Annotated in this window: 24 protein-coding genes; 11 read left to right on the top strand and 13 right to left on the bottom strand. The window is 51.8% G+C overall.

Translation table 11 applies throughout. From position 1 onward, the window contains the following. Positions 1–50: 50 nt before the first annotated feature. Positions 51–662: an SCO family protein gene (locus tag RJP21_RS20365; protein ID WP_310860937.1), complete on the bottom strand. Its 612-nt coding sequence runs from the start codon at positions 660–662 to the stop codon at positions 51–53. 210 nt (positions 663–872) lie between these two features. Further along, positions 873–1,808 (bottom strand): heme o synthase, encoded by a 936-nt coding sequence (cyoE, locus tag RJP21_RS20360; protein WP_310860936.1) that lies wholly within the window; start codon positions 1,806–1,808, stop codon positions 873–875. A gap of 305 nt (positions 1,809–2,113) precedes the next feature. Here cyoE and RJP21_RS20355 point away from each other — a divergent pair, with 305 nt between their 5' ends. Beyond that, a complete protein-coding gene (locus RJP21_RS20355; protein ID WP_310860935.1) occupies positions 2,114–3,097 on the top strand; it encodes a metal-dependent hydrolase in 984 nt (327 codons plus the stop codon). A gap of 339 nt (positions 3,098–3,436) precedes the next feature. Here the strand turns inward: RJP21_RS20355 and RJP21_RS20350 are convergent, their stop codons facing one another. After that, entirely contained in the window at positions 3,437–3,649 is a 213-nt protein-coding gene (locus RJP21_RS20350) for an alpha/beta-type small acid-soluble spore protein (RefSeq protein ID WP_160044232.1), read from the bottom strand. Between the two features lie 177 nt (positions 3,650–3,826). Between RJP21_RS20350 and RJP21_RS20345 the strand changes: the two genes are divergently transcribed. After that, positions 3,827–4,003 carry a hypothetical protein gene (locus tag RJP21_RS20345; RefSeq protein ID WP_201452215.1) on the top strand — a complete coding sequence of 59 codons (177 nt, stop codon included), beginning with the start codon at positions 3,827–3,829 and terminating at the stop codon, positions 4,001–4,003. A 9-nt stretch (positions 4,004–4,012) separates the two neighbouring features. Here RJP21_RS20345 and trpS read toward each other — a convergent pair whose 3' ends face one another. Beyond that, positions 4,013–5,002 (bottom strand): tryptophan--tRNA ligase, encoded by a 990-nt coding sequence (gene trpS / locus RJP21_RS20340; protein WP_310860934.1) that lies wholly within the window; start codon positions 5,000–5,002, stop codon positions 4,013–4,015. A gap of 464 nt (positions 5,003–5,466) precedes the next feature. On the opposite strand from trpS, the gene RJP21_RS20335 reads away from it, so the two are divergent. Both RJP21_RS20335 and RJP21_RS20330 read left to right on the top strand, forming a co-directional pair. Then, positions 5,467–6,444, top strand: coding sequence for an aldose 1-epimerase (locus tag RJP21_RS20335; protein ID WP_310860933.1), 978 nt, complete (start codon positions 5,467–5,469; stop codon positions 6,442–6,444). 250 nt (positions 6,445–6,694) lie between these two features. Next, a complete protein-coding gene (locus RJP21_RS20330) occupies positions 6,695–6,934 on the top strand; it encodes an alpha/beta-type small acid-soluble spore protein (RefSeq protein ID WP_160044229.1) in 240 nt (79 codons plus the stop codon). A gap of 153 nt (positions 6,935–7,087) precedes the next feature. On the opposite strand, the gene RJP21_RS20325 is transcribed toward RJP21_RS20330, so the two are convergent. Then, positions 7,088–7,495, bottom strand: coding sequence for an O-methyltransferase (locus RJP21_RS20325; protein ID WP_160044228.1), 408 nt, complete (start codon positions 7,493–7,495; stop codon positions 7,088–7,090). A 336-nt stretch (positions 7,496–7,831) separates the two neighbouring features. Beyond that, positions 7,832–9,631 (bottom strand): M3 family oligoendopeptidase, encoded by a 1,800-nt coding sequence (locus RJP21_RS20320; RefSeq protein WP_310860932.1) that lies wholly within the window; start codon positions 9,629–9,631, stop codon positions 7,832–7,834. Between the two features lie 132 nt (positions 9,632–9,763). Between RJP21_RS20320 and RJP21_RS20315 the strand changes: the two genes are divergently transcribed. Further along, entirely contained in the window at positions 9,764–9,934 is a 171-nt protein-coding gene (locus RJP21_RS20315) for a YycC family protein (RefSeq protein WP_160044226.1), read from the top strand. Then, entirely contained in the window at positions 9,931–10,161 is a 231-nt protein-coding gene (locus tag RJP21_RS20310; RefSeq protein WP_160044225.1) for a hypothetical protein, read from the top strand. Before RJP21_RS20315 ends, RJP21_RS20310 begins: the two co-directional genes overlap by 4 nt. A gap of 46 nt (positions 10,162–10,207) precedes the next feature. Here RJP21_RS20310 and RJP21_RS20305 read toward each other — a convergent pair whose 3' ends face one another. Then, positions 10,208–10,909, bottom strand: a complete 702-nt coding sequence (locus tag RJP21_RS20305) for a DUF2225 domain-containing protein (RefSeq protein ID WP_310860931.1) — start codon at positions 10,907–10,909, stop codon at positions 10,208–10,210. A 450-nt stretch (positions 10,910–11,359) separates the two neighbouring features. On the opposite strand from RJP21_RS20305, the gene ylbJ reads away from it, so the two are divergent. After that, on the top strand, positions 11,360–12,619 hold the full coding sequence (gene ylbJ, locus RJP21_RS20300; protein WP_310860930.1) for a sporulation integral membrane protein YlbJ: 1,260 nt from the start codon (positions 11,360–11,362) through the stop codon (positions 12,617–12,619). A gap of 70 nt (positions 12,620–12,689) precedes the next feature. Beyond that, entirely contained in the window at positions 12,690–13,493 is an 804-nt protein-coding gene (locus tag RJP21_RS20295; RefSeq protein ID WP_160044222.1) for an NAD kinase, read from the top strand. 66 nt (positions 13,494–13,559) lie between these two features. Here RJP21_RS20295 and RJP21_RS20290 read toward each other — a convergent pair whose 3' ends face one another. Together RJP21_RS20290 and lipA are read right to left on the bottom strand one after the other, a co-directional pair. Next, positions 13,560–13,928: a YutD family protein gene (locus RJP21_RS20290; RefSeq protein WP_310860929.1), complete on the bottom strand. Its 369-nt coding sequence runs from the start codon at positions 13,926–13,928 to the stop codon at positions 13,560–13,562. A gap of 36 nt (positions 13,929–13,964) precedes the next feature. Next, a complete protein-coding gene (gene lipA / locus RJP21_RS20285) occupies positions 13,965–14,873 on the bottom strand; it encodes a lipoyl synthase (RefSeq protein ID WP_160044220.1) in 909 nt (302 codons plus the stop codon). A 153-nt stretch (positions 14,874–15,026) separates the two neighbouring features. On the opposite strand from lipA, the gene RJP21_RS20280 reads away from it, so the two are divergent. Next, complete coding sequence (locus RJP21_RS20280) at positions 15,027–16,112, top strand: M23 family metallopeptidase (RefSeq protein WP_310860928.1); 1,086 nt, start codon at positions 15,027–15,029, stop codon at positions 16,110–16,112. Positions 16,113–16,154: 42 nt separating this feature from the next. Here the strand turns inward: RJP21_RS20280 and RJP21_RS20275 are convergent, their stop codons facing one another. The 4 genes from RJP21_RS20275 to yunB form a co-directional block, all read right to left on the bottom strand. Continuing rightward, positions 16,155–16,742, bottom strand: a complete 588-nt coding sequence (locus RJP21_RS20275; protein WP_310860927.1) for a hypothetical protein — start codon at positions 16,740–16,742, stop codon at positions 16,155–16,157. Position 16,743: 1 nt separating this feature from the next. Beyond that, complete coding sequence (locus RJP21_RS20270; RefSeq protein WP_310860926.1) at positions 16,744–16,986, bottom strand: hypothetical protein; 243 nt, start codon at positions 16,984–16,986, stop codon at positions 16,744–16,746. After that, positions 16,983–17,882 carry an FAD:protein FMN transferase gene (locus tag RJP21_RS20265; protein ID WP_310860925.1) on the bottom strand — a complete coding sequence of 300 codons (900 nt, stop codon included), beginning with the start codon at positions 17,880–17,882 and terminating at the stop codon, positions 16,983–16,985. Before RJP21_RS20265 ends, RJP21_RS20270 begins: the two co-directional genes overlap by 4 nt. Before the next feature lie 188 nt (positions 17,883–18,070). After that, positions 18,071–18,916: a sporulation protein YunB gene (gene yunB, locus RJP21_RS20260; protein WP_310860924.1), complete on the bottom strand. Its 846-nt coding sequence runs from the start codon at positions 18,914–18,916 to the stop codon at positions 18,071–18,073. Positions 18,917–19,203: 287 nt separating this feature from the next. Here yunB and RJP21_RS20255 point away from each other — a divergent pair, with 287 nt between their 5' ends. Together RJP21_RS20255 and clpP are read left to right on the top strand one after the other, a co-directional pair. Then, on the top strand, positions 19,204–19,869 hold the full coding sequence (locus RJP21_RS20255; protein WP_310860923.1) for an RNA polymerase sigma factor: 666 nt from the start codon (positions 19,204–19,206) through the stop codon (positions 19,867–19,869). Positions 19,870–19,914: 45 nt separating this feature from the next. Further along, a complete protein-coding gene (gene clpP / locus RJP21_RS20250) occupies positions 19,915–20,502 on the top strand; it encodes an ATP-dependent Clp endopeptidase proteolytic subunit ClpP (RefSeq protein ID WP_310860922.1) in 588 nt (195 codons plus the stop codon). The last annotated feature ends 28 nt before the right edge of the window (positions 20,503–20,530 follow it).

Below are 20,530 nucleotides of genomic sequence, written 5' to 3'. Positions count from 1 at the left end.
CAGTCGATTCAGCCTTGAGGGCGAATGATCGGCGCTTTCCTATGACAATGTTATTGCTTAGCCAGTTCCTCCACGTCTTTGGCCAAAGCTTCCGCCGTGACGTTATCGGTATCGTTGGCGTTATACAGCTTGCGAACCTTATTGTCGCGGTCTACCAAAGCGATGATGTTGGAGTGGGCAAAATTATCCTTGTTATCGCCTACGATGGCGATTTTAAACGATTTTTCGGCGACATCCCTGATCTTTTGGTCTTCTCCCCTCAGGAAATACCATCCGTTATAATCGACATAAAACTTATCCCCGAACTCTTTGATTTTCTCCCTCGTATCCACTTTCGGATCGAAGGAGATCGAAACGAATTCCGCATCCTTGCCGAACTTGCCGTCTTTAATCAACTGCTTCTGCGTCTGGGAAAGGAGGAAGGTGGTGACGGGGCATACGTCCGGACAACTGGTATAAAAGAAATAAAAGAGCCGTACCTTTCCCTTCGTATCGTCGCGCGTTACCGTCTTGCCGTCTACATTTTCAAAGGAAAAGTCCTCCACTTCCCCAAGCACCGGCAGCTTGGATTTGCCAATGCCAGTGCCGGCATAAATCAGGTATCCCGCCAGAATCACAATGATCGCGAGCAGAACCCATGTCCATTTATAACGTTTCAGCATGTTCCAGTATTTCCTCCCATGATCCGTTCGACAAGCAGGCAACCTGAACAAACGGTTATTGTAAAATCAGGTAGAGGCTGCGAAAGCTTCTACCTGATCTCGGACCCATTCCCCGCCGGGGCGGAGCGTATGTGTTTTTCGTTGTCGCCGTTCGACGATTCCCCAGAAAAAATCCCATGCATTCATGGGATTTGTCCTTCTATATACTGGTTAGTGCACGGTATTCAAAATCATGACGATCAAACTCAAGGTTAAGAAATTGATCGAAAAAATGAACAATTTTTTGGCCCACGCAACGTCGTCTTTGGCCGAAAAGCCTTTGAGGCTCAGATACAGCCAGAAAAGCGAAAGCAGCGTTCCGATAATCGCGAAATAAATGCCGGTATAACCAAACACATACATCAGGATTGGAATGGGAACGAGCAGCGCCAGATACGGAATGATCTGGATTTTCGTTCTTTTGATGCCTTTGACGACCGGCAGCAGCGGATAACCCGCAGCTCTGTATTCTTCGACGCGCCGGATTCCGAGCGCCCAGAAATGCGGCGGCTGCCACAGAAAGAGCAATGCGAACAGAAGAAAAGCTCCGAGATCGACGCTTTGCGTAACGGCGACGTATCCGATGACCGGGGGCATGGCACCCGAAATGGCGCCCACCGACGTGCTCCATGTCGAAGAACGTTTCAGCCACATCGTATAAACGATCGCATACACAAACATGCCCACAAGCCCGAAGATACCGGCTAAAACACCCGAAAAAATAAAAAGATCCGCCAATCCAAGCGCGCCCAGGATAAATGCATACCAAAGTACAATCGAGGGCTTCAGGCGACCGGCTGGAAGCGTACGGTTTCGTGTGCGTTCCATCTTCATATCGAGTTCGCGATCAAAATAATTGTTATATACACAGGCGGAGGCCATAACAAGTACGGTTCCCAGCAACGTGAGGATCAGTTTGCCGAATTGAATGTTCCACTGGGAAGCAAGCCAATAGCCTGCAAAAACAGCAATTAAATTAGACCGGATAATCCCGGGTTTTGTAAGTGTGATAAAATCTTTCCATGTAGCCGATGAATTCGGCGGCGTTTGCTTGATGGAAAGGGTCGCGGAATCCGAAGGAGCCTGGTAACTTAAATGATTGTCCACGCCTTTAGAATCCTCCTTATTCTGTCATTCTGGAGGAATCGATGCCTCCGCTATAAAGTTTATCATATCAAAAGGGAAAAGTGTTTGACAATCCTCTGCAAATTCTTTCACCTTTTTGACAATTCGGTGACACAATTTAGTATGGTCAAACCCTTATATATTCATCCAAAAGTGGGTAGTAACTATTATAAGGAAGATTGAAGCAGGATTCGCAAAATGCTCACAGGAACGGCCCGTTTGAACGGGAATGCATTTTCCGGATTTGTTTCAATGGTAAATAAGAACAACAAGAAGGAGACATGGAGATGGATACAGCTACACATTTCGTGATGGGGCTCAGCTTGGCCGGACTCGCCTACGTCGACCCGGCAGTAGCCGCAAGCCCCGCGCTTGCCACCGCTGTACTTCTCGGTACGGTCATCGGTTCCCAGGCCCCCGATTTCGACGGGGTTTTGCGCTTAAAAGGCAATGCCGTTTACGTAAAGAACCACAGGGGCATTACGCATTCGCTTCCTTTTCTCGTCATTTGGACCGCGCTGATCAGCGGGATTTTGGCTATGTTGTTCAGGAGCGTGCCCGCCGGGCACATCATTCTTTGGACCGGAATCGCCGTTTGCGTCCACGTGTTCAGCGATTTGTTCAATACGTACGGAACGCAAGCCGCCCGCCCGTTTTCGGAACGGTGGATCTCTTGGAATATCATTCATATTTTCGATCCGTTCATTTTTTCGACCCATGCCGCCGCGGTTCTGCTGTGGAGCACGGGAGCGCTGCAGCCGGCGCCGCTGTTTACGGGCCTGTATATGTTGACCATTCTGTATTATGTATGGCGCACCGTCGTTCATTTCAGAAAGACGGCCGAAGTGAAACGCCTCGATCCTTCCCGCCGCGAGGGCGACCGGTATTATGTCATCCCGACCGTAACCTTCAATAAATGGCATGTCGTCAAGGCTTTATCGGACGGCAGCTTCGAAATCGGGGTACTGAACGGGCAGGAGCTCGAATGGCGGAAACATGCCCGCACCGAGCAGCATCCGGCAGTCGAGCATTCCAGACAGCATCCGGACGTGCAGGCCTTCCTCTACTTTACCTCGTTTGCCGTTGCCGAAGTCGAAAATTTGCCATGGGGTTACGTCGTCCGCTGGGCGGATGTACGCTACCGCCACCGCAAACAGTATCCTTTTGTCGCCGTGCTGGTCATGGATAAGCAATATCAGCCGATCAACACCTATGTCGGGTGGCTGAGCGCCAAAAAAATGGATAAAAGATTATCCATCAACTCCGGCTAACATTTAATATGTCAGGATGTTGCAAAATTCTATTTCGGCCGCTCCCGGGTACCGTATATAATTAAACCGTTTCGTTCCATATATCCGCTGCTTGGATTTTGGCAAACTCCTCATGTAGAAAAATGAAGCTGCTTCCCTTTATGGAAGCGGCTTTTTTGTTCCTCCGTGTTCGGCTTGACGAAAGCCGTCCGGTACGAGAGAATCACCGTAAGAGGTTTCGCGCAAAATCCCCCTTGCAAAGACGCTCTGCTATGACGATGCTTATATTCAGGCGCTTTGCGGGGCCTAATGTAAAAAGCCCGAAACGCTTGGAGCGCTTCGGGCTTGGGACACATTCGTTTATTGACGGCCGGATAACGATTGTTCGGCCAATTGGATCAGACGTTTGGTAATATATCCTCCAAGGGAACCTGTTTCGCGGGAGGTCATGTTACCGTAGTAACCGTCCTCTGGAATTTGTACCCCCAACTCACGCGCAGCTTCCATTTTCATTTGCTGCAAAGCTGTTCTTGCTTGCGGAACGACAAGGTTGTTAGAACGAGATTGACCCATAATAAAATCTCCCTTCTATTCTGCAGATGTGTTCGGAATTTGCAAAACCCGACATAGCTTTGCTCTTGTGGATTTTGCAATATCCTCAAGTTAGTAACGAGCTTGCAAGCTTAGTATGTCACCATCTTTAAGAGTTATACAGAACAGAATTCATATCTTGTCTGGAGGTTTTTTACAATGAGTAAAGGTTTGTCCCTATGGTTTGCTTGTTCATCCATCCTGCTTTTGGGCGCTTGTGCCATTGCGATCAGTTATAACGGCTGGATCGCGCTTTTGCTCGGCGTGCTGGCCATCTGCAACATCGGCTGGGGTTTTGTGATCAAGGCCAAAAAGAACCGTTCCAACGAATCGTAGTCTTTCGCTTTATTTTCTCGGCATTAGGAAGCCCATCCGCTCTTTCACGTCCGAAAGCGTGCGCGATGCGGTTTCCGTCGCTTTGTCGGCTCCTTTTTTAAGGATATCGTGCAGTTCCCCGGACTCCCGGATATCGTAATATTTCTTTTGCAGCGGCTCCAGGACGGAAACGACGGCCTCGGCCAAATCCTTTTTAAATCCGCCGTACATTTGACCTTCGTATTTATTCTGGATCTCGGCGATCGACATGCCCGAACATTCGGCGTAAATGCTCATCAAATTGCTGATTTCAGGCTTTTCGGCAGGGTCGAAGCGGACTTCTCTGCCGGAATCCGTCGTGGCGCGGCTGATTTTTTTGCGGATTTCGTCCGGCGTGTCCAGGAGCGCAATGTAACTCCCCGGATTCGGATTGCTTTTGCTCATTTTTTTGGAAGCGTCGTCCAGGGACATGATCCGCGCACCCACTTCCGGAATGTACGGCTCGGGAACCGTGAAATATTCGCCGAAACGGTGGTTAAACCGTCCCGCCAGATCGCGGGTCAGTTCCAAATGCTGCTTCTGGTCTTCGCCAACCGGCACCAAATCGGCATTGTAAACCAAAATGTCCGCGGCCATAAGCGACGGGTACACGAACAATCCGGCGCCAACCGAATCTTTTCCGGCCGATTTGTCTTTAAACTGGGTCATCCGTTCAAGCTCGCCCATGGACGTCAGCGTCGTCAGTATCCATCCCAGCTCCGCGTGCGGCGGCACATGGGACTGCATGTACACGTTGGCTTTGTCCGGATCGATGCCCGCGGCAATGAACAATGCGGCTACCGCCTCCGACTGCTCCCTGAGCGCCGCAGGATCCTGCAGTACGGTGATCGCATGCAGGTCGACGACCATGAAATTGCAGGCATAGTCATTTTGCAGCTTCACGAAGTTTTTCATGGCGCCGATATAGTTTCCCAGCGTCAGCTTGCCGCTCGGCTGGATTCCGGAAAGTACCTTTTTCATGAAATATCCCTCCAAGTGTGTTGATGTGTATGCAAAAAAAGGCCTCATCGTCCGCAAGGGACGTGAGACCGTGGTGCCACCCTTATTTGCTGCCTCGGATTTCAGCTTTGCGTACCATTGAAGTACCGTAGCCCTGACAGCCTTTCGATTCCTTAACGTGGAATTAGCCGGCCGGTCTACGCGGGAAGCATTGCTTCCGTTCAACTCGGCACTCAAGGGTCCATTCGGCAAAATCGGCTCCACCGGTTCGCATCAACCACCGGCTTTCTGAAGGAGATGCCGTCTTTGCTTACTTGTCCCTGTCATCGTGTTGCAATCATTGAAAGCCTTTATGCAATGCCTATGATATCGCTGAACTTGTCAAATTGTCAAACCTCTTTTTTACGAAACGTCGCAAAATCTGTTATGATATCTTTAAGTGATCGCTAGCGAACCGAATTAAAAGTGGGAAAAGGAGCATCGATATGAAACAAGTGACCAAAGGGCAATGGAATGGTTACGATACTTACGTCCTTCACAGTCGTGAGCTTGAAGTCACGCTGCTGCCGTGGCTGGGGAACAATGTGATTTCCATCTGGGACAACATCCAGAACAGACAGATTTTAAGAAAACCCGATGAAAACGATTTGGCATTTTATATGCAAAAACCCTATCATTTCGGTATGCCGATGCTCATTCCGCCGGGAAGAATCCGCGGAGGTCATTTCGAATACGAAGGCCGCGAATATCAATTCGACCGCAACACCGCCGGCGACAACCATATCCACGGTCTGCACCGCACGCAGCCTTGGCGCGTGAGCGATATCGAGGAAGACGAGGAAGGGTGCGCCGTGACCACCGAATTTCTTACCGCGGACGATCCCCACTGGATGGAGCAGTTTCCGGCTCCGCTGAAGCTTGAAGTCACGATGCGTTTGCAGGGGGCCCGGTTAACCAAGCATTTCAAGGTTACCCATTTAGGGGATCTCCCCGTACCTTTCGGCATCGGATACCATACATGGTTCCTGCTGGACGGACAACCCGGAGAATGGACGCTGCAGTTGCCGGTGGACGCCGTCTACGGTTTGGACCAGGATCTGCTGCCGACCGGCGAAGTGCTTCCTTTAGGTCCTTTGGAGAAGCTTAATGAAGGTTTAAGCCTGCAGGGAACGAACTTCGACACGCTCTTTAGAATCGGCAAAGGCCAGCCGGCCGTTGCGACCTTGCTGCGCAATGACGGTTACGGGCTCACCTATTCGGCCGATCCGCAATATTATAAACATTGGGTCCTTTACACCAAAGGCGAAGCGAACGAATTTTTGTGCATCGAGCCGTACACGTGGCTGCCAAACGCTCCGAACCTGAACGCGGGCCCCGACGTGACGGGACTGATCCGGCTTGAACCCGGACAATCGGTCCAGATGGATTTGCACCTTGATATGGTGTACCCTTCCGAGGATTAACATACGAACTTTTACCCAAAGAGGCGCCGTTCGACGATATGTCGAATCGGCGCCTTTTCGGGTTGGTTCGTAATGCCCCGCTTTAAGCGGAGCCATGCGCCAAATTCATCAAAAAGTCCTGCCGCTCCGCGTTATTTTGGCACGAAACAACGATCCCCTAAAAATTCCCACCTCTTTCACTCTCTTTTGCTGCATGTTTTCAAATTTTAAAACCATAATAACAGCATAAAGTTCAAAGGAGGTGACAAACATGGGTCAAGCAGGACAACAAAACCAAGGACGCAACAACCGCTCCAACAACCTGGTGGTTCCTCAAGCAAACGCAGCTCTTCAACAAATGAAGTTTGAAGCTGCTCAAGAGCTTGGCGTTCAAATCCCTCAAGACGGATATTATGGCAACATGACTTCCCGCGAGACTGGTTCTTTGGGAGGCTACATCACGAAACGTCTGGTACAAATGGCAGAACAGCAGCTTTCCGGTCGTCAATAATCTGCTTTCGGCATTTGTATAATGTGATATCATGTCGGTCGGCGGCAAGGCGTGAGCCATACCTGCCGATCCTGCGGCCAGCATGTCCGCAAGAAAAGGCAGCCTTATTAGGTTGCCTTTTTTGCATGCTTGCGTAAGCACAGCCGCGATATTTTAATACACTTCGGTCAATGAATCTGAATATGTATGTCTTGGATAGCGGATCATTAAATTCGCCATGTTATAATTCGATTCCAGAATGGCGTCGACGATGATCGAGCCCTGCCGGACCGCGAATTCGTAGCTGATTTCCCCATGGGTCCAGTGGCGTTTGTACTTCAGGCTTTCAAGGGCCATCATTCGGAATGAAGAATATTGGACCGGAGTCAAGCCGGAATCTTCGGAACGAAGCTCCCCGTTTCTTCCCTCCAGCGGATGATGACGAATCCCGAATTTGCCGATGGTGTTATTGCGTATTTGCACAAACACTGTACCTGAGGATAGGCCCGAAAGCTCTTCCTCAAGTTCCTTGAAGACCAAATCAAGTTGTCTTGCTAGGGATAATTGCTCAGTTTTCATCATTTCCTTCTTCCTCTCTTCAACTTTCGCCAAAATAATTAGGGCTTATGACTCATTATAAGGCAGCCTATCGGAACAGACAACAATATCAAACATAAATGGGTAATTATTACTATTACTTTCGCTTTTTCGATGCATTTTAAGCCAAAATTCTGATATATTTCTGGTTTATGTGACAAAATTCCTGAAGTTCTTTCGAATAGGCAAAAAAACAGGAAAAACCGCCGTTTATGGCGGTTTTTCCTGTTTTATCATTTCCTGTCGATCCGGTCATGCCTGGGGAAATGGATAGATGGCAAAGACGCGAGGGCTGCGAACCGGAGACGGAGCCATGCTGAATTAAACCAGCGACTCGGTCATGCTCATGAATTCTTCGACGTCTTTCTTGAGGAGATCGGAGGCGCTCTGCCAGAAATCGCGTCCCGTCAAATCCGCGTTTAAATGCTTTTTCGCCAGATCTTCGACGGTCATGGCCCCTGTATCCTGAAGGAGCGCATCGTATTTGTCCGCAAAGCCGCTGCCTTCCTGAAGCGCCTGGGCATAGATGCCCGTGCTGAACATGTAGCCGAAGGTGTACGGGAAGTTGTAGAACGGAACGCCGGTGATGTAGAAATGCAGCTTGGAACACCAGAACGTCGGCTCATACGCAGACAACGCGTCGCAGTACGCTTCTTTTTGTGCTTCTTCCATCAGCTCGTTTAATTCCTGAACGCTGAGCAGGCCGTTTTTGCGTTTTTCGTAAAAGCGGGTTTCGAACAGGAAACGGGCATGAATATTCATGTAGAACGCAACGCTCCGCTGGATTTTATCTTCCAGCAGCGCCAGCTTCTCCTGCTCGTCTCCAGCCTTTTTCACCATGGCGTCGGAAACGATCATTTCCGCAAGCGTCGAGGCCGTTTCGGCCACGTTCATCGCATAATTTTGGTTAAATACCGGGAGATCGTCCATCACGTGCTGGTGATATCCGTGACCGAGCTCGTGCGCGAGCGTGGACACGTTGGATGCCGTACCGCTGTACGTCATGAATATACGCGTCGCCTTGCTGACCGGCAAGGACGTGCAGAATCCGCCAGGACGTTTTCCGGGGCGGTCCTCCGCTTCGATCCACGATTTGTCGAAAGCCATTTCGGCAAAGTCGGCCATTTTCGGGCTGAATTTACGGAATTGCTCCACGATCGTTTCGGCCGCTTCTTGATAAGACACCTTGGAGGAAACCTTGCCGATCGGCGCTTCCACGTCCACCCAACTCAGCTTGTCGACGCCGATGAGTTTGGCTTTACGTTCCATATATTTGACCAGCATCGCTTTGTTGTCCTGAATGACGCCCCACATGGCATCCAGCGTCTGCTTGGACATGCGGTTGATGGCCAGCGGCTCCTTCAACACTTCGTCCCAGCCGCGGCGTTCGTACAGCTTCAGCCGGAAACCGCCCAGGTGATTCAGCGTATCGCCGCAGAAGTCGGCCTTGTCCGCCCAGGCTTCTTTCCATTTAACAAACATCGAGTCGCGGACTTCTTTGTCTGCGTCATAGAGCTTGTTATGCGCTTGGCCTGCGGACAACAGCACGGTTTCCCCGTCCTTCTCGAACGGAATTTTCACGTGGCTGACCACCGTGTCGTAATGATCGCCCCAGCCGTGATATCCGTCGACGGCCAAATCGAGCGCAAGGCTCTCGAGCTCAGGGCTCAGCTTTTCGCGGGCTTGGTTCCGGCTTTCGTTCATGACGTAAGCAATCGGACGCAGTTCCTCGCGTTCCATCCATGCTTTCCAAGTGCCATCGTCAGTACGGGCGAGAAGATCGTCGAATTTTGTCGTGATGGTGCTGAGCAGCGCGTGCAGGCCCGTAATCCGGCCGGACAACTGAACCGCCTTTTTGTCGCTTTGATCCTGCGCTTGCAAACAGCTGACGAATGCGCTTCCTTCGGACAGGCGGGAAATACAGCTGCCCATCGCGTCGATGATCGCGTCGAATGCCTTCGTGTCGTCTGCGCTAGCCGGAGCCGAGGCAGCATCGACATCCTGTTTCAACTGGCGGAGATCCTTCTCGAGCGTGTCCAGAAACGTTTGGTATTCGGCGGAAGAGGAACCTCCGGGAAAAATGGACTCCAAATCCCAGGTCATTTTCAAATTGTTATTCATAAAAAAATCACCTTTCTTTGCATAGGATTTCATTTCAACGGTTTTCGTGATAAGGTGTATTACAAAAGGGAACAATCCTGCAAACAGGTCCTTAAGCGGACTGAAATAGATCCGAATGGAGGGATGCTTGTCATGAGACCGCTGCAAATATCGCCGGAGACGGCCGTGAAGCTGTCCGAAAAATTGGGGGTTCCGCTCGAACATCTCATGCACATGCCGCAGCATATTTTGCTGCAAAAAATCGCCGAGCTCGGCAAAGAATCGCCGGACAAGCAAGAGGCGGAAAAGAAGGACGAGTCATGATTCCTTTCTCGCACACTTGGCCTTACGATAAACAGATGGGCGACATTTACGTGCATGAATGTCCCTTTTGCGGTGCCGGGAACGTGAGGCTGAACCTGAAGCCCGGCGAGCTGAAAACCGTCAACGAAGGCCGCAAAAAGCTGGTCGTCTTTCCATGCTGCAGCAGCCGGCTGAACGTCATCGAGACGGATAACGACTACCTACGCTTCGACCAGCCTGTCCGATAACCGTTTGTACACAAAACACGCATGATTCATGCGTGTTTTGTGTTTGTCAGGCCGGATTCATTTCCTGCGGCAGTTCCAGCTTGCGCGCCAGCATTTGTTCGCGGAGCACGCCCCACTGTTCGCGGGAAGCCCGGATCATGGCCGCATCGATGATGTTTTTGTCGTTGATGACCCGCGAGAACCATTTGACCGCCTCGTTGAATGCGCCCGTTCTGCGGTTCAGCTCTCCGATTAAGTACAGGAGCCGGGCATTGTTCGCCCCCACGCCCTCGAGCTCATAGACCTTTATGTATGATTCCAGACAGTATTTCAGGAAACGCTGCTCTTGATGTTCGTCCCCTTTATATCGGTACAGCCACGCGATGTGGTGCAGAAGGCTGGCGATGATCCGCTCCTTCTCCCCGATGGTCTGGGCGACGAGCAGCCCCAGCTTGTACGTTTCCAAAGCCGCTTCCCAATTCCGGTGTCCTCCGAAGTCCCTCGTGATCCACCGGCTGCCGATGTGTTGCTCGAACCGTTTTTTTTGCGATTCGTTCAGGCGCTCCGTCGAATTTTCCGTCGAGGAGAAGCCGCATTTCGGACAGACCCTGACCACGTAAAAATCCGGGTTTTCATCCTTGTAATACGCGCAAAAATCGGTGTCGGTCCGGATCGACTTTTTGAAGCTGGGACGCACGCGAGATGTCTGAAACGAATGCTCGCAGTAGTTACAGGTCACTTGAATGGTATAAAGAGGTTCTAAAGCCACATCCCCACGTTCCTTTCATGTCTTTCGTTCTAGATCTCCGCCATGGTGTTCTCGACAAGCAGGACCCGAAAGCCGATGAGGCGCCATGGTTCCATTTCCAAGTATATCAAAAAACAAAAAAAGGCGCTAAACGTTTGTTTAGCACCTTGAACATTAGTAGCTGCTCCAATCCTCTTCCCCGGGATGGACCAGTGAGGCTCGAATGACGTACACGAAAGCGCAGACCAGAACACCGGCGACAATACTCATGATCTCATCACTCCATCATCTATTGAAATTCGGAAATTAAATTTGTCATTTGTTTTGTATATTTTAACATACATTCGTCAAAAAAACATTATTTTTTGTAAACGCTTTCTAACATTTTTTGTACTGTTTGTCCGATGCAAATCATAAAATTGGGTATACAGGTTCATTTCCATCGACCCATTCTGACAGGAAGGTGTAACTATGTCCTTAAAAAAGCTGGGTCTTCCGCTTATGATCGTCTCGCTCGCCTCGCTGCTTTTGCTCATGATGCGGTTTCCGGGCGCTTATCTCGAATCCGCCTTGCGCGGCCTTGCGATTTGGTGGGATGTCCTCTTCCCTTCCTTGTTCCCGTTTTTTATCATTTCGGAGGTCATGCTCGGCTTCGGCATCGTTCATTTATTCGGTACGCTGCTCGACCCGTTGATGAAACCTCTGTTCAGGATTCCGGGCAGCGGCGGGTTTGTCGCCGCCATGGGTTACGTGTCCGGGTACCCGATCGGGGCCAAGCTGACGGCCAAGCTGTGGGAACAAAACATGGTGACAAGGGATGAAGGAGAACGGCTTGTCGCCTTCACGACATCGTCGGATCCGATTTTCCTGATCGGCGCAGTCTCCGTCGGTTTTTTCCACGACCCGAAAATGGCCGTCATTTTGGCGATTTCCCATTACGGCGGCGGTTTTTTAATCGGTCTGCTCATGCGTTTCCACGGCAGCCGCCAGTCTCATTCGTCAGCGCCGTCCAGCGGTTCGGCTCAATCCCCCCAAGGCAGAAAAGAGCGGCGTGGCCGCATCCGGCGGGCTTTCGCCGCGATGCATCGGGCGCGAATGGAGGACGGCCGCGCGATAGGCGAAATGCTACGGCAAGCGGTGGAATCTTCATTAAAGCTTATTATTGTCGTCGGAGGGCTCGTCGTATTCTTTTCGGTCTTTTTGGAACTGCTGACCCAGGCCGGCGTCATGAAAAATTTGTACTTTGCGCTTGAGTACTTGCTGAAGGCCGCGGGTTTTCCCGCGTCATTGTCCGAAGCGCTTGTCGGCGGGCTGTTTGAGGTGACGCTCGGGGCGCGTTCCGCCGGAGAAGCGGCGGCTTCGATTCCCCTGCCGTTTAAAGCGGCTGCGGCGGCTTTTATATTATCTTGGGGAGGTCTATCGGTGCATGCGCAAATCGCCAGCATTTTGCATGCCACCAATTTGCGTTACCTGCCGTTTATGTTTGCGCGCCTGATCCATGCCGTTTTGGCCGCCGGGCTTGTCCTGTTTTTGTGGAATCCGGTGATGGGGAGGATTTTGCCTGCTCCCGCGTTCCAACAGGCTTTGCCCGACCCGGGCTTTGCATGGGCCCCCGGCGGTTTTGCCGACCGGATCGCCTACTTTTGCCTGCTGATCGGCTTTGTTACCGCCGCTTCGTTTATCTGGTCGCTCGTTCGTTCGTTGTGGCGGAAGCTGTATGCCGGAAGGTGAAAACAACGTTGTTTTATGCTCCGATATTGTTTATGATCTTTATATCCCCCAATAAAGGAGCTTAACTCTCTTGAGATATTATGTCCTGGATCGCGGTGATCAGTTATCCGTTGATTTAAGTGAGCAGTTCCATAAGCTGGCCGCAAAGCACGGGTTCCGGCTTGACGCCGAATCTCCCGAGATCGTCGTCTCGATTGGCGGCGACGGCACGATGCTGCATGCTTTTCATACGTTTATCGACCATATTCCCGATATCGCTTTTGTTGGCGTTCATACAGGCCATCTCGGCTTTTACGCCGACTGGCAGGCAGACGAGCTGCCCCAGCTCGTGGAGCTGATGAGTTCGGCCAGCAAATCCGGTTCCGTTCGGCCGAGGATCGTCAAATATCCATTGCTTGAGCTGGAGATCCACCGGAAATCGGGCAATTTTTCTTATATCGCTTTAAACGAATTTACGCTTAAAGGCATGGACGGAACGGTGGTCGCCCAGGTCGATATCAATGACCAGACCTTCGAGATGTTCCGCGGCGACGGCATCTGCATCTCGACGCCAACCGGCAGCACCGCGTACAATAAAAGCCTTGGCGGCGCCATGGTGCATCCGACGATCGAGGCGCTGCAGATTGCAGAGATCGCTTCGATCAACAACCGCGTGTTCCGTACGATGGGATCGCCGCTGCTGCTGCCGAAGCACCACCACACCGATATTTTTTCGCGAAAAGAACAGCGGCTGCTGCTGACGATCGACCATGTCAACATTCAAGTGGACGATTTGATTTCCGTACGCTGCCAGGTGGCGAAGGAAAAAGTAAGCTTTGCGCGTTACCGTCCGTTCCCGTTCTGGAATCGCGTCAGAGAAGCCTTCCTCGGTTAGCGTGCTCGCCGTTCGTTCGGCCGTTTAAGTTATTCGATATGTATTCGCAAAAGAAATGGCGGCTCCCTATTGGGAACCGCCTTTTGCTTTTTCGGTTTTTTCTTTTTCTTTATCTTTATCTTTATCTTTTTCCTTGTCTTTATCCTTTTCTTTCGCCTGAACATCCCGGTTCTTTTGCAGAACAAAATAAGCGCATCCAAAATTGCAGTATTCGTTAATGTAATCCAGCATGCCGGAAAACGCGGTATCTTTGGTGGCTTTAGGATGCTTATCCCGGTAAAATCCCTTCAACCGCAGCTGGTTGTAACCCCAGTCTCCGACGATGTAATCGTAGCGGTCCAGCACTTCGCTGTATCGGTCGCGAAAGGCTTCAGGGTTCCAGCCGTTTTTATGGTCTTTCAGCAGCTCGTAGCTTTTTCCGCTTATCAGAATCAAATGTGCTCCCCCTGCCTTCCACTGCTCAGAAATGAATTAGGATTGATGGCTTGCCGCCGATTTCACCTGCTCGTGGGCATGATAGGAACTGCGGACCAGCGGTCCGGATTCCACGTGGCTGAATCCTCTCTTCATGCCTTCTTCCTTCAGTTTGGCAAATTCGTCGGGATGATAATATTTAACGACGTTCAAATGCTGCGGAGACGGCTGCAAATATTGGCCGATGGTCATAATGTTGCAGTCCACGGCGCGCAGATCGTCCATCGCCTGCAGGATCTCGTCCCATTCTTCCCCTACGCCGAGCATAATGCTCGATTTGGTCGGAATATCCGGCTGGAATTCCTTCGATTTTTTCAAAAGCTCCAAAGAGCGGTCGTATTTCGCTTTCGCGCGGACGCGATTCGACATGCGTTCCACGGTTTCGATGTTGTGGTTCAAAATATCCGGTTTGGCGTCCATCACAACCTTCAGCGCGTCCCAGTTCCCCATGAAATCGGGAATGAGGACTTCGACGCTGCACAGCGGCAGGCGTTTGCGGATCGCCTTAATCGTTTCGGCAAAAATCATCGCACCTCCGTCGGAAAGATCGTCCCGCGCAACGCTTGTGACAACGCAATGCTTCAGCCCCATGTTCTCGGCGGCTTCGGCAACGCGTTCAGGCTCCTGCAAATCGAGCTCGGTCGGTTTTCCCGTGTTGACCGCGCAAAAACGGCAGGCACGCGTGCAAATATCGCCCAAAATCATAAAAGTCGCCGTGCGGTTCGCCCAGCATTCGTATATATTAGGGCAACGCGCTTCTTCACACACGGTATGTAGTGTCTTCGAGCGCATCATGCTCTTGATTTCCTGATAATTGTCACCGGTTGTCAGTTTGATGCGAATCCAGTCCGGCTTTGGTTCCTTGACGGTTTGTTTAGGCAATGATCTGACCTTCTTTCGCTTCATGGATTTACTGCTGCTCGCCCCATATTATATCATGAAATACCCCAAAATACTTCCATTTCTAATACGGGATAAAATGACTATTCTTGTACCAATCTAAGGTTATGTACGTAACGGCCGGAAAAAGTCGATAACGCTGCCAGCAGGAGGTTGACGATGAGAAATTCTGAATACAAGCTGAAAAAAGCCCGCCGTTCCTTCATTTGCGCCGCTTGCGCAGCTATCGTTTTCGGAGCCGCGGTTTCACCGGCATGGGGGGACGCGGATCGGGAACCTGCAAAGGCCGCCGAATCTTTGGAGAAGATGAGCAGGGAGGAAATTCTTTTTTTCCGAAAAGCACTCTACGACAAGGTCGCTTCCGCCACCCGGATTCCATGGTACAGAATCGCCGCGATCGACCAATACGAGCATACGCTGACAAAAGCCCATCCGAAAGACCGCAGCCACCCGAAACGGCTGACCGGCATTTTCATGAACGAGCCGGTATGGTCCGGCTTGTTCAATCCCGACCCGAACGACAGCAATCCGCGTTCCATCGGCATTTTCAACGGGTACGGCAAAGACGGTTCGGGGGATGGACTTGCCGACATGAACAACGACATGGACGTGCTGTACAGCATGGCCTCCTATCTTCTTCGGCACGGCCAATCCGAGGACGACTTCAGCATCGCTTTGTGGGAATATTACCATAACAGCCGGTCGGTTCAGCGCATTCTTCAGTTTTCCAAACTGTACGAAAAATTTCAAACCCTCGATCTGTCGGGCCACGCCTTCCCGCTCCCGATTTCCGATTCCTATTCGTACCGGGATACGTGGGGCACCCGGCGAAGCTGGGGCGGTTACCGCATCCATGAAGGAACCGACATTTTCGCCCCATACGGCACGCCGGTACGAAGCACCTGCTACGGCATCGTGGAGCTGAAGGGTTGGAACCCGTTTGGCGGCTGGCGGATCGGAATCCGCGACCTGGACAACCGCTACCATTACTATGCGCATTTGCAAGGTTTCGAGAAAAAACTCAACCAGGGCGATATCGTCGTTCCCGGCCAAACGATCGGCTGGGTCGGCAGCTCCGGCTACGGCAAACCGGGGACCCAGGGGAAATTCCCGCCGCATCTGCATTACGGCATTTACCGCGACAGCGGATTGGCCGAATGGTCATTCGACCCTTATCCTTTGCTGCGGCACTGGGAAACCGAAGAGCGGAAGGCGATACAGAAGAAAAGGAAAGGGACCTCCTGAAACGAAGGTCCCTTTTTCATTCATGGAATCGGCTTGGCGCGTTTAACGCATCGTTCGCCCCCCAGCCTTGATGACAACCGGCTGCCGTCTTCGGTTCAGGCGCTGCTCCATCAGGTAAAAGACGAACAACGTTAAAATGACGGCGACCGCGGTTCCATACAGCGTTTTGCCCCACCAAGCGGACGTATCCGCGCCCATCCATACCGCATGAACCAGCATCAGCAGCCATGAAGGAAACACCAGCAAATGCGCCGTTTTCCACATCGAACGATTCATTTTGCCGATGAGCACGTCGGACGTAAACAAAACGACGAGAAACAGATAAAAGGCGATGATCCCAAGCGTGGAGGCGGCACGCATATATTCCGAGACGAACGGGACGAAAATTGCCGCAACCTTGTAAGGCCGGTAATGATCGATAATCAGGATCAGCATATGGATCAGGCATGCGTTGATTCCCGCCCAGCTCGAAGAAATGTGAATCAGCTGAAATAACCCTTTGTTTTTTCGGAATCGGTTGAATCTGCCCAACATGCCGAAAGCCAACGACATCGTAAAAAAGAAAAAGGCGAGCAGCCCCATCCAACGGATGACATGCCAAGTGCTGAATAGTTGTTGTATCGTATCCATATCAGGACCTTCTTGTCGTTCCGTCGGTTTGGCGCCTATTGGTAAACGGCCGCTCGCCTCTCGCCGTAAACCGGTCTTCATTGAACCCGTTGAACGAAGGATTGGGCTCCTGCTGCTCGACCTGTGAGTTGTTCGGCACATCCGCGGCGTTGTGGTCGCCCGTGCCGAATTGGCTTAATACGAAAGCCGAAAATGCAACACCGCTGACGCCAATAATCCATTTTGCCTTTTTGTTCGCTTTCATGATGCACTCTCCTTGCTTCTATTTCGTACGACCGTCCCATCCTCCATAACCAGCACGTAATATACGTCCGGGAAACGTTCGGCAAACCATACCTCCCGTTCCCCGCTGCCGAGGAGAAAGCACATTTTGGCGCAAACCTCTGCTTCGACGCAGTCCCGGGCCATGACGGTGGATTGAACGATGCCCGATTCAATGACTTGGCCTGTGCGGCCGTCCAGCAGATGATGCTTCTTTTGACCGCCTTGCATCCAGCTGCGGTAAAGACGGCTTGAAGTCGCGACCGCTTTGTTTTTCATACTCAACACCTCGACGGTACCCGCCTCGTTCCAAGGATCGGCAATTCCGATGTTCCATTCCTTCGAACCGTCCGACCACAACGTCATATCGCCTCCTCCGTCCACCATCCCGCATGCGGCGCCATGGCGCTTCAGCCATTCGGCGGCGCTTTGCACGGCGTAACCTTTGGCGATGCCGCCCAAATCCAGCTGCTCTGACGTATGTTTCTCAACCAGGTTACCCTCGTAAAAACGAATCGGATGTTCTTCAAGCTGAAACGTAAAGGGCGGCGCATCGGCCACATGGGAAAACGGAAACGGGCGGTTGTACCCTTGATGCTCCATAGCTCTTTTTAAAAAGGGAGAAAATCTCCCCTCCGTTAACTTCCGGTAACCCTCCGCCATTTTTAAAACGTCGTAGAGGGGCGGCGGCAGCCCGATTTCAACACCTTCCGGCGCTTGGTTCAGGCGGTTGAGCTCGTTATCCTCCCGGAACCTCGACCACTCTTGGTCGACGTACGCAAACCACCGCTGCATTTGTTCCTTCCAGCCGGAGGCCGCGCCGTCCGTAACGGTTACTGAAAAATCGGTGTTCATAAATCGACCTGCGTAATGCTGCATGATCCTCTCCGCCTTCTGTTGGAATCGGCGTTCGCCAATAAAAATTCGGCTTTTTTTAGAATTATAGATGCCGATGCTTAACCGAACCTGAAAGCGGGATTGAATCCGGCTAAAATAAAAAAAAGCGCCTGTGGAAGGCGCGCCAAGCCAGCGGCTTGATCTTGGATTCTGCTATGCATGTTTCCGCATTATTTGGCCTGATGGGTTTCGGACGGCTCCTCCTCTTCGTTCCCTTTCCCGGTTGCGGCTCCCGGAACGGCAATCGCGCCTTCGCCCCGGTCGGGGGAACCGCTTTTGCCGGACGAAGCTCCCTGACCGGTGATGCCGGGCAGCGCAATGTTCGGGGCATTGGGGCCGCTGCCGCCGACCGGCTGCCCCTGGCTGTTGTAGTAATACATCGGCACGTCTCCCACGACCATCAAGTAGGAAACGGGAATTTCCGTATCGATGACCTCGGGCTCCATGTCGAACGGAATGACGACCGCCACCTCAACGGTCACGTGTATGTAGACCTCGACCAGCACCATGTTGATGCCAGCATCCTTTTCCCTTGTATTCAAATCGACTTTGACGGCTCCTTGCGGTTCCACGCGGATCGGAACGTTCGGGCCGAACGAAGCAAGAATCGGGCTGCCAAGCGCCTGTCCGAGCGGGATGCTTTCGGAAAGCATATGTTTGTTTTGCAGCGTATCCTGCACGACTTTAAAGGTTTCCGACGTAATTTTCATATGTTCGGCATAATTCAGCATAAATCCGGATACTTTGCCGGAGGAGTCCATTTTCCAGTCGATCAGCTGCTCCGCGTTCTCCCCTTTGGCAACTTGGGAGGCTACGGCTTCATTAATGGCGTCGGTCCCGATCTGCTTCATGCGGATTTTGGCCAAATGCATAATCGGGGGTTTCATATGGTTTTCCACGTACGCAAAAAACTGCAGAATAAGAATAAGAAACACCAATGAGCCGATCAGCCATACTTTGCGCCTGCTGCGCGGTTTGTTGACGCCCCTGCTTCGCCATCTCGCCCTTCTTCTCATGTTCGCCCATCCCTCCTTGATGAAGAGGTTGCCTACTTTATCAGCATATGTCCCTGTCCACCAAAATAACCCACAAAGTAGGCCGGGCACCGCCTGTACGGTCCACAAGCCGTTGTGATATCCCGGACGCTTCGGAAAAGATGGATTCTCCCGATTCCGGGAGGGATTTTTAAGCACGGCAGGGTATAATGGAGAAAAGCGGCGGCAAATTTTTTTTGCGTGCCCGTATCCTTTTGCACCCGCATAAACGTTTTATATATAGAGGCCTCTCAAGGAGAGTGATTAACATGTTAATCCACAAGGAAATGGAAGAAGTATATCCGAAACTCAAATATTTCTGCCTGAGCATGACCGGCAATTCTTGGGACGCCGAGGATTTGGCCCATGACTCCATGCTCAAGGCGCTAAGATTCTGCCAAAAGGACCCTTCAGCCAAACGCGTGCCGAACTTCCCGCTTCTGGCGACGATTGCCCGCAATCATTGGATCGACCAGCTGCGCAAAAAAGGGCGGGAAACCGCCGGGCCGTCCGAGGAGGAACCGTCCTCCGAAAAACCGCTGGAGCTGCTGCTGAGCGGGCTGGAGACGCTGATGGAGCGTTTGACGCCAAAGCAGCTGCTCGCATTCGTGCTGAAGGATGTCTTCGAATACAAGTTGTCCGATATCGCCGATTCCCTTGAAACAAGCGAAACGGCCGTCAAATCGCTGCTGCATAGGGCGCGCCACAATTTGAACGGGGAGGAGCTTGCGGAAGCTCACGTATCCGCCCAGGAATGGGAGAACATCGACGCGGACTGGTTCCAGCGGCAGCTGCTCGTCTCGATCCGCATGGAACAACCCGAGCTGCTGCAGCGGCTGGCCGTTCAGCTGCGGAAAACCGCGCAGGCTCCCGCGCAGCGCCGCACCCATTCTTCCGGCAATTCGTCCATGTCCCTGCAATTGCTCGCGGCGTAGCCCTTTCGGCAAAACGAAGTTTCATATTCGAAGGAGGCTGCATGCATGAACACAATACCTTATGTCGTTGAGCAATCCCGACTTGGGGAACGCTCGTATGATATTTATTCCAGATTGCTGAAAGACCGGATCATCTTCCTCGGTTCCGAGGTGAACGACCAGGTGGCGAACAGCATTATCGCCCAGCTGCTTTTCCTTGCCGCCGACGATCCGGAGAAAGATATTTCGCTTTACATTAACAGTCCGGGAGGGTCTGTTACAGCCGGCTTCGCGATCCTCGATACGATGGATTACATCAAGCCGCAGGTCAGCACAATCTGTATGGGCATGGCCGCCTCGATGGGCGCCAACCTCTTCCTGGGCGGTGCCAAGGGCAAAAGATACGCCCTGCCGAACAGCGAATTTATGCTGCACCAGCCGCTGGGAGGCGCGCAAGGGCAAGCCAGCGACATCGATATTTCCGCCCGCCGCATCATCAAAACAAGGGAAAGAGTCAACCGTTTTATCGCCGAAAAAACCGGCCAGCCGCTGGAGAAAGTATACAAAGATGCTGACCGTGACTTCTTCCTTACCGCCGAGGAAGCGCTCGAATACGGGATCGTAGACAAAATCATCACACAGCCGCTGACCTAAAAAACGCAGCATCCAAAAAGCAAAAACT

Source organism: Paenibacillus sp. VCA1 (assembly GCF_031583795.1).
Lineage (GTDB): Bacteria > Bacillota > Bacilli > Paenibacillales > Paenibacillaceae > Paenibacillus_AQ > Paenibacillus_AQ albilobatus.
Note: the sequence above shows the minus strand (reverse complement) of the source record. Positions and strands in the feature narration are given on the sequence as shown.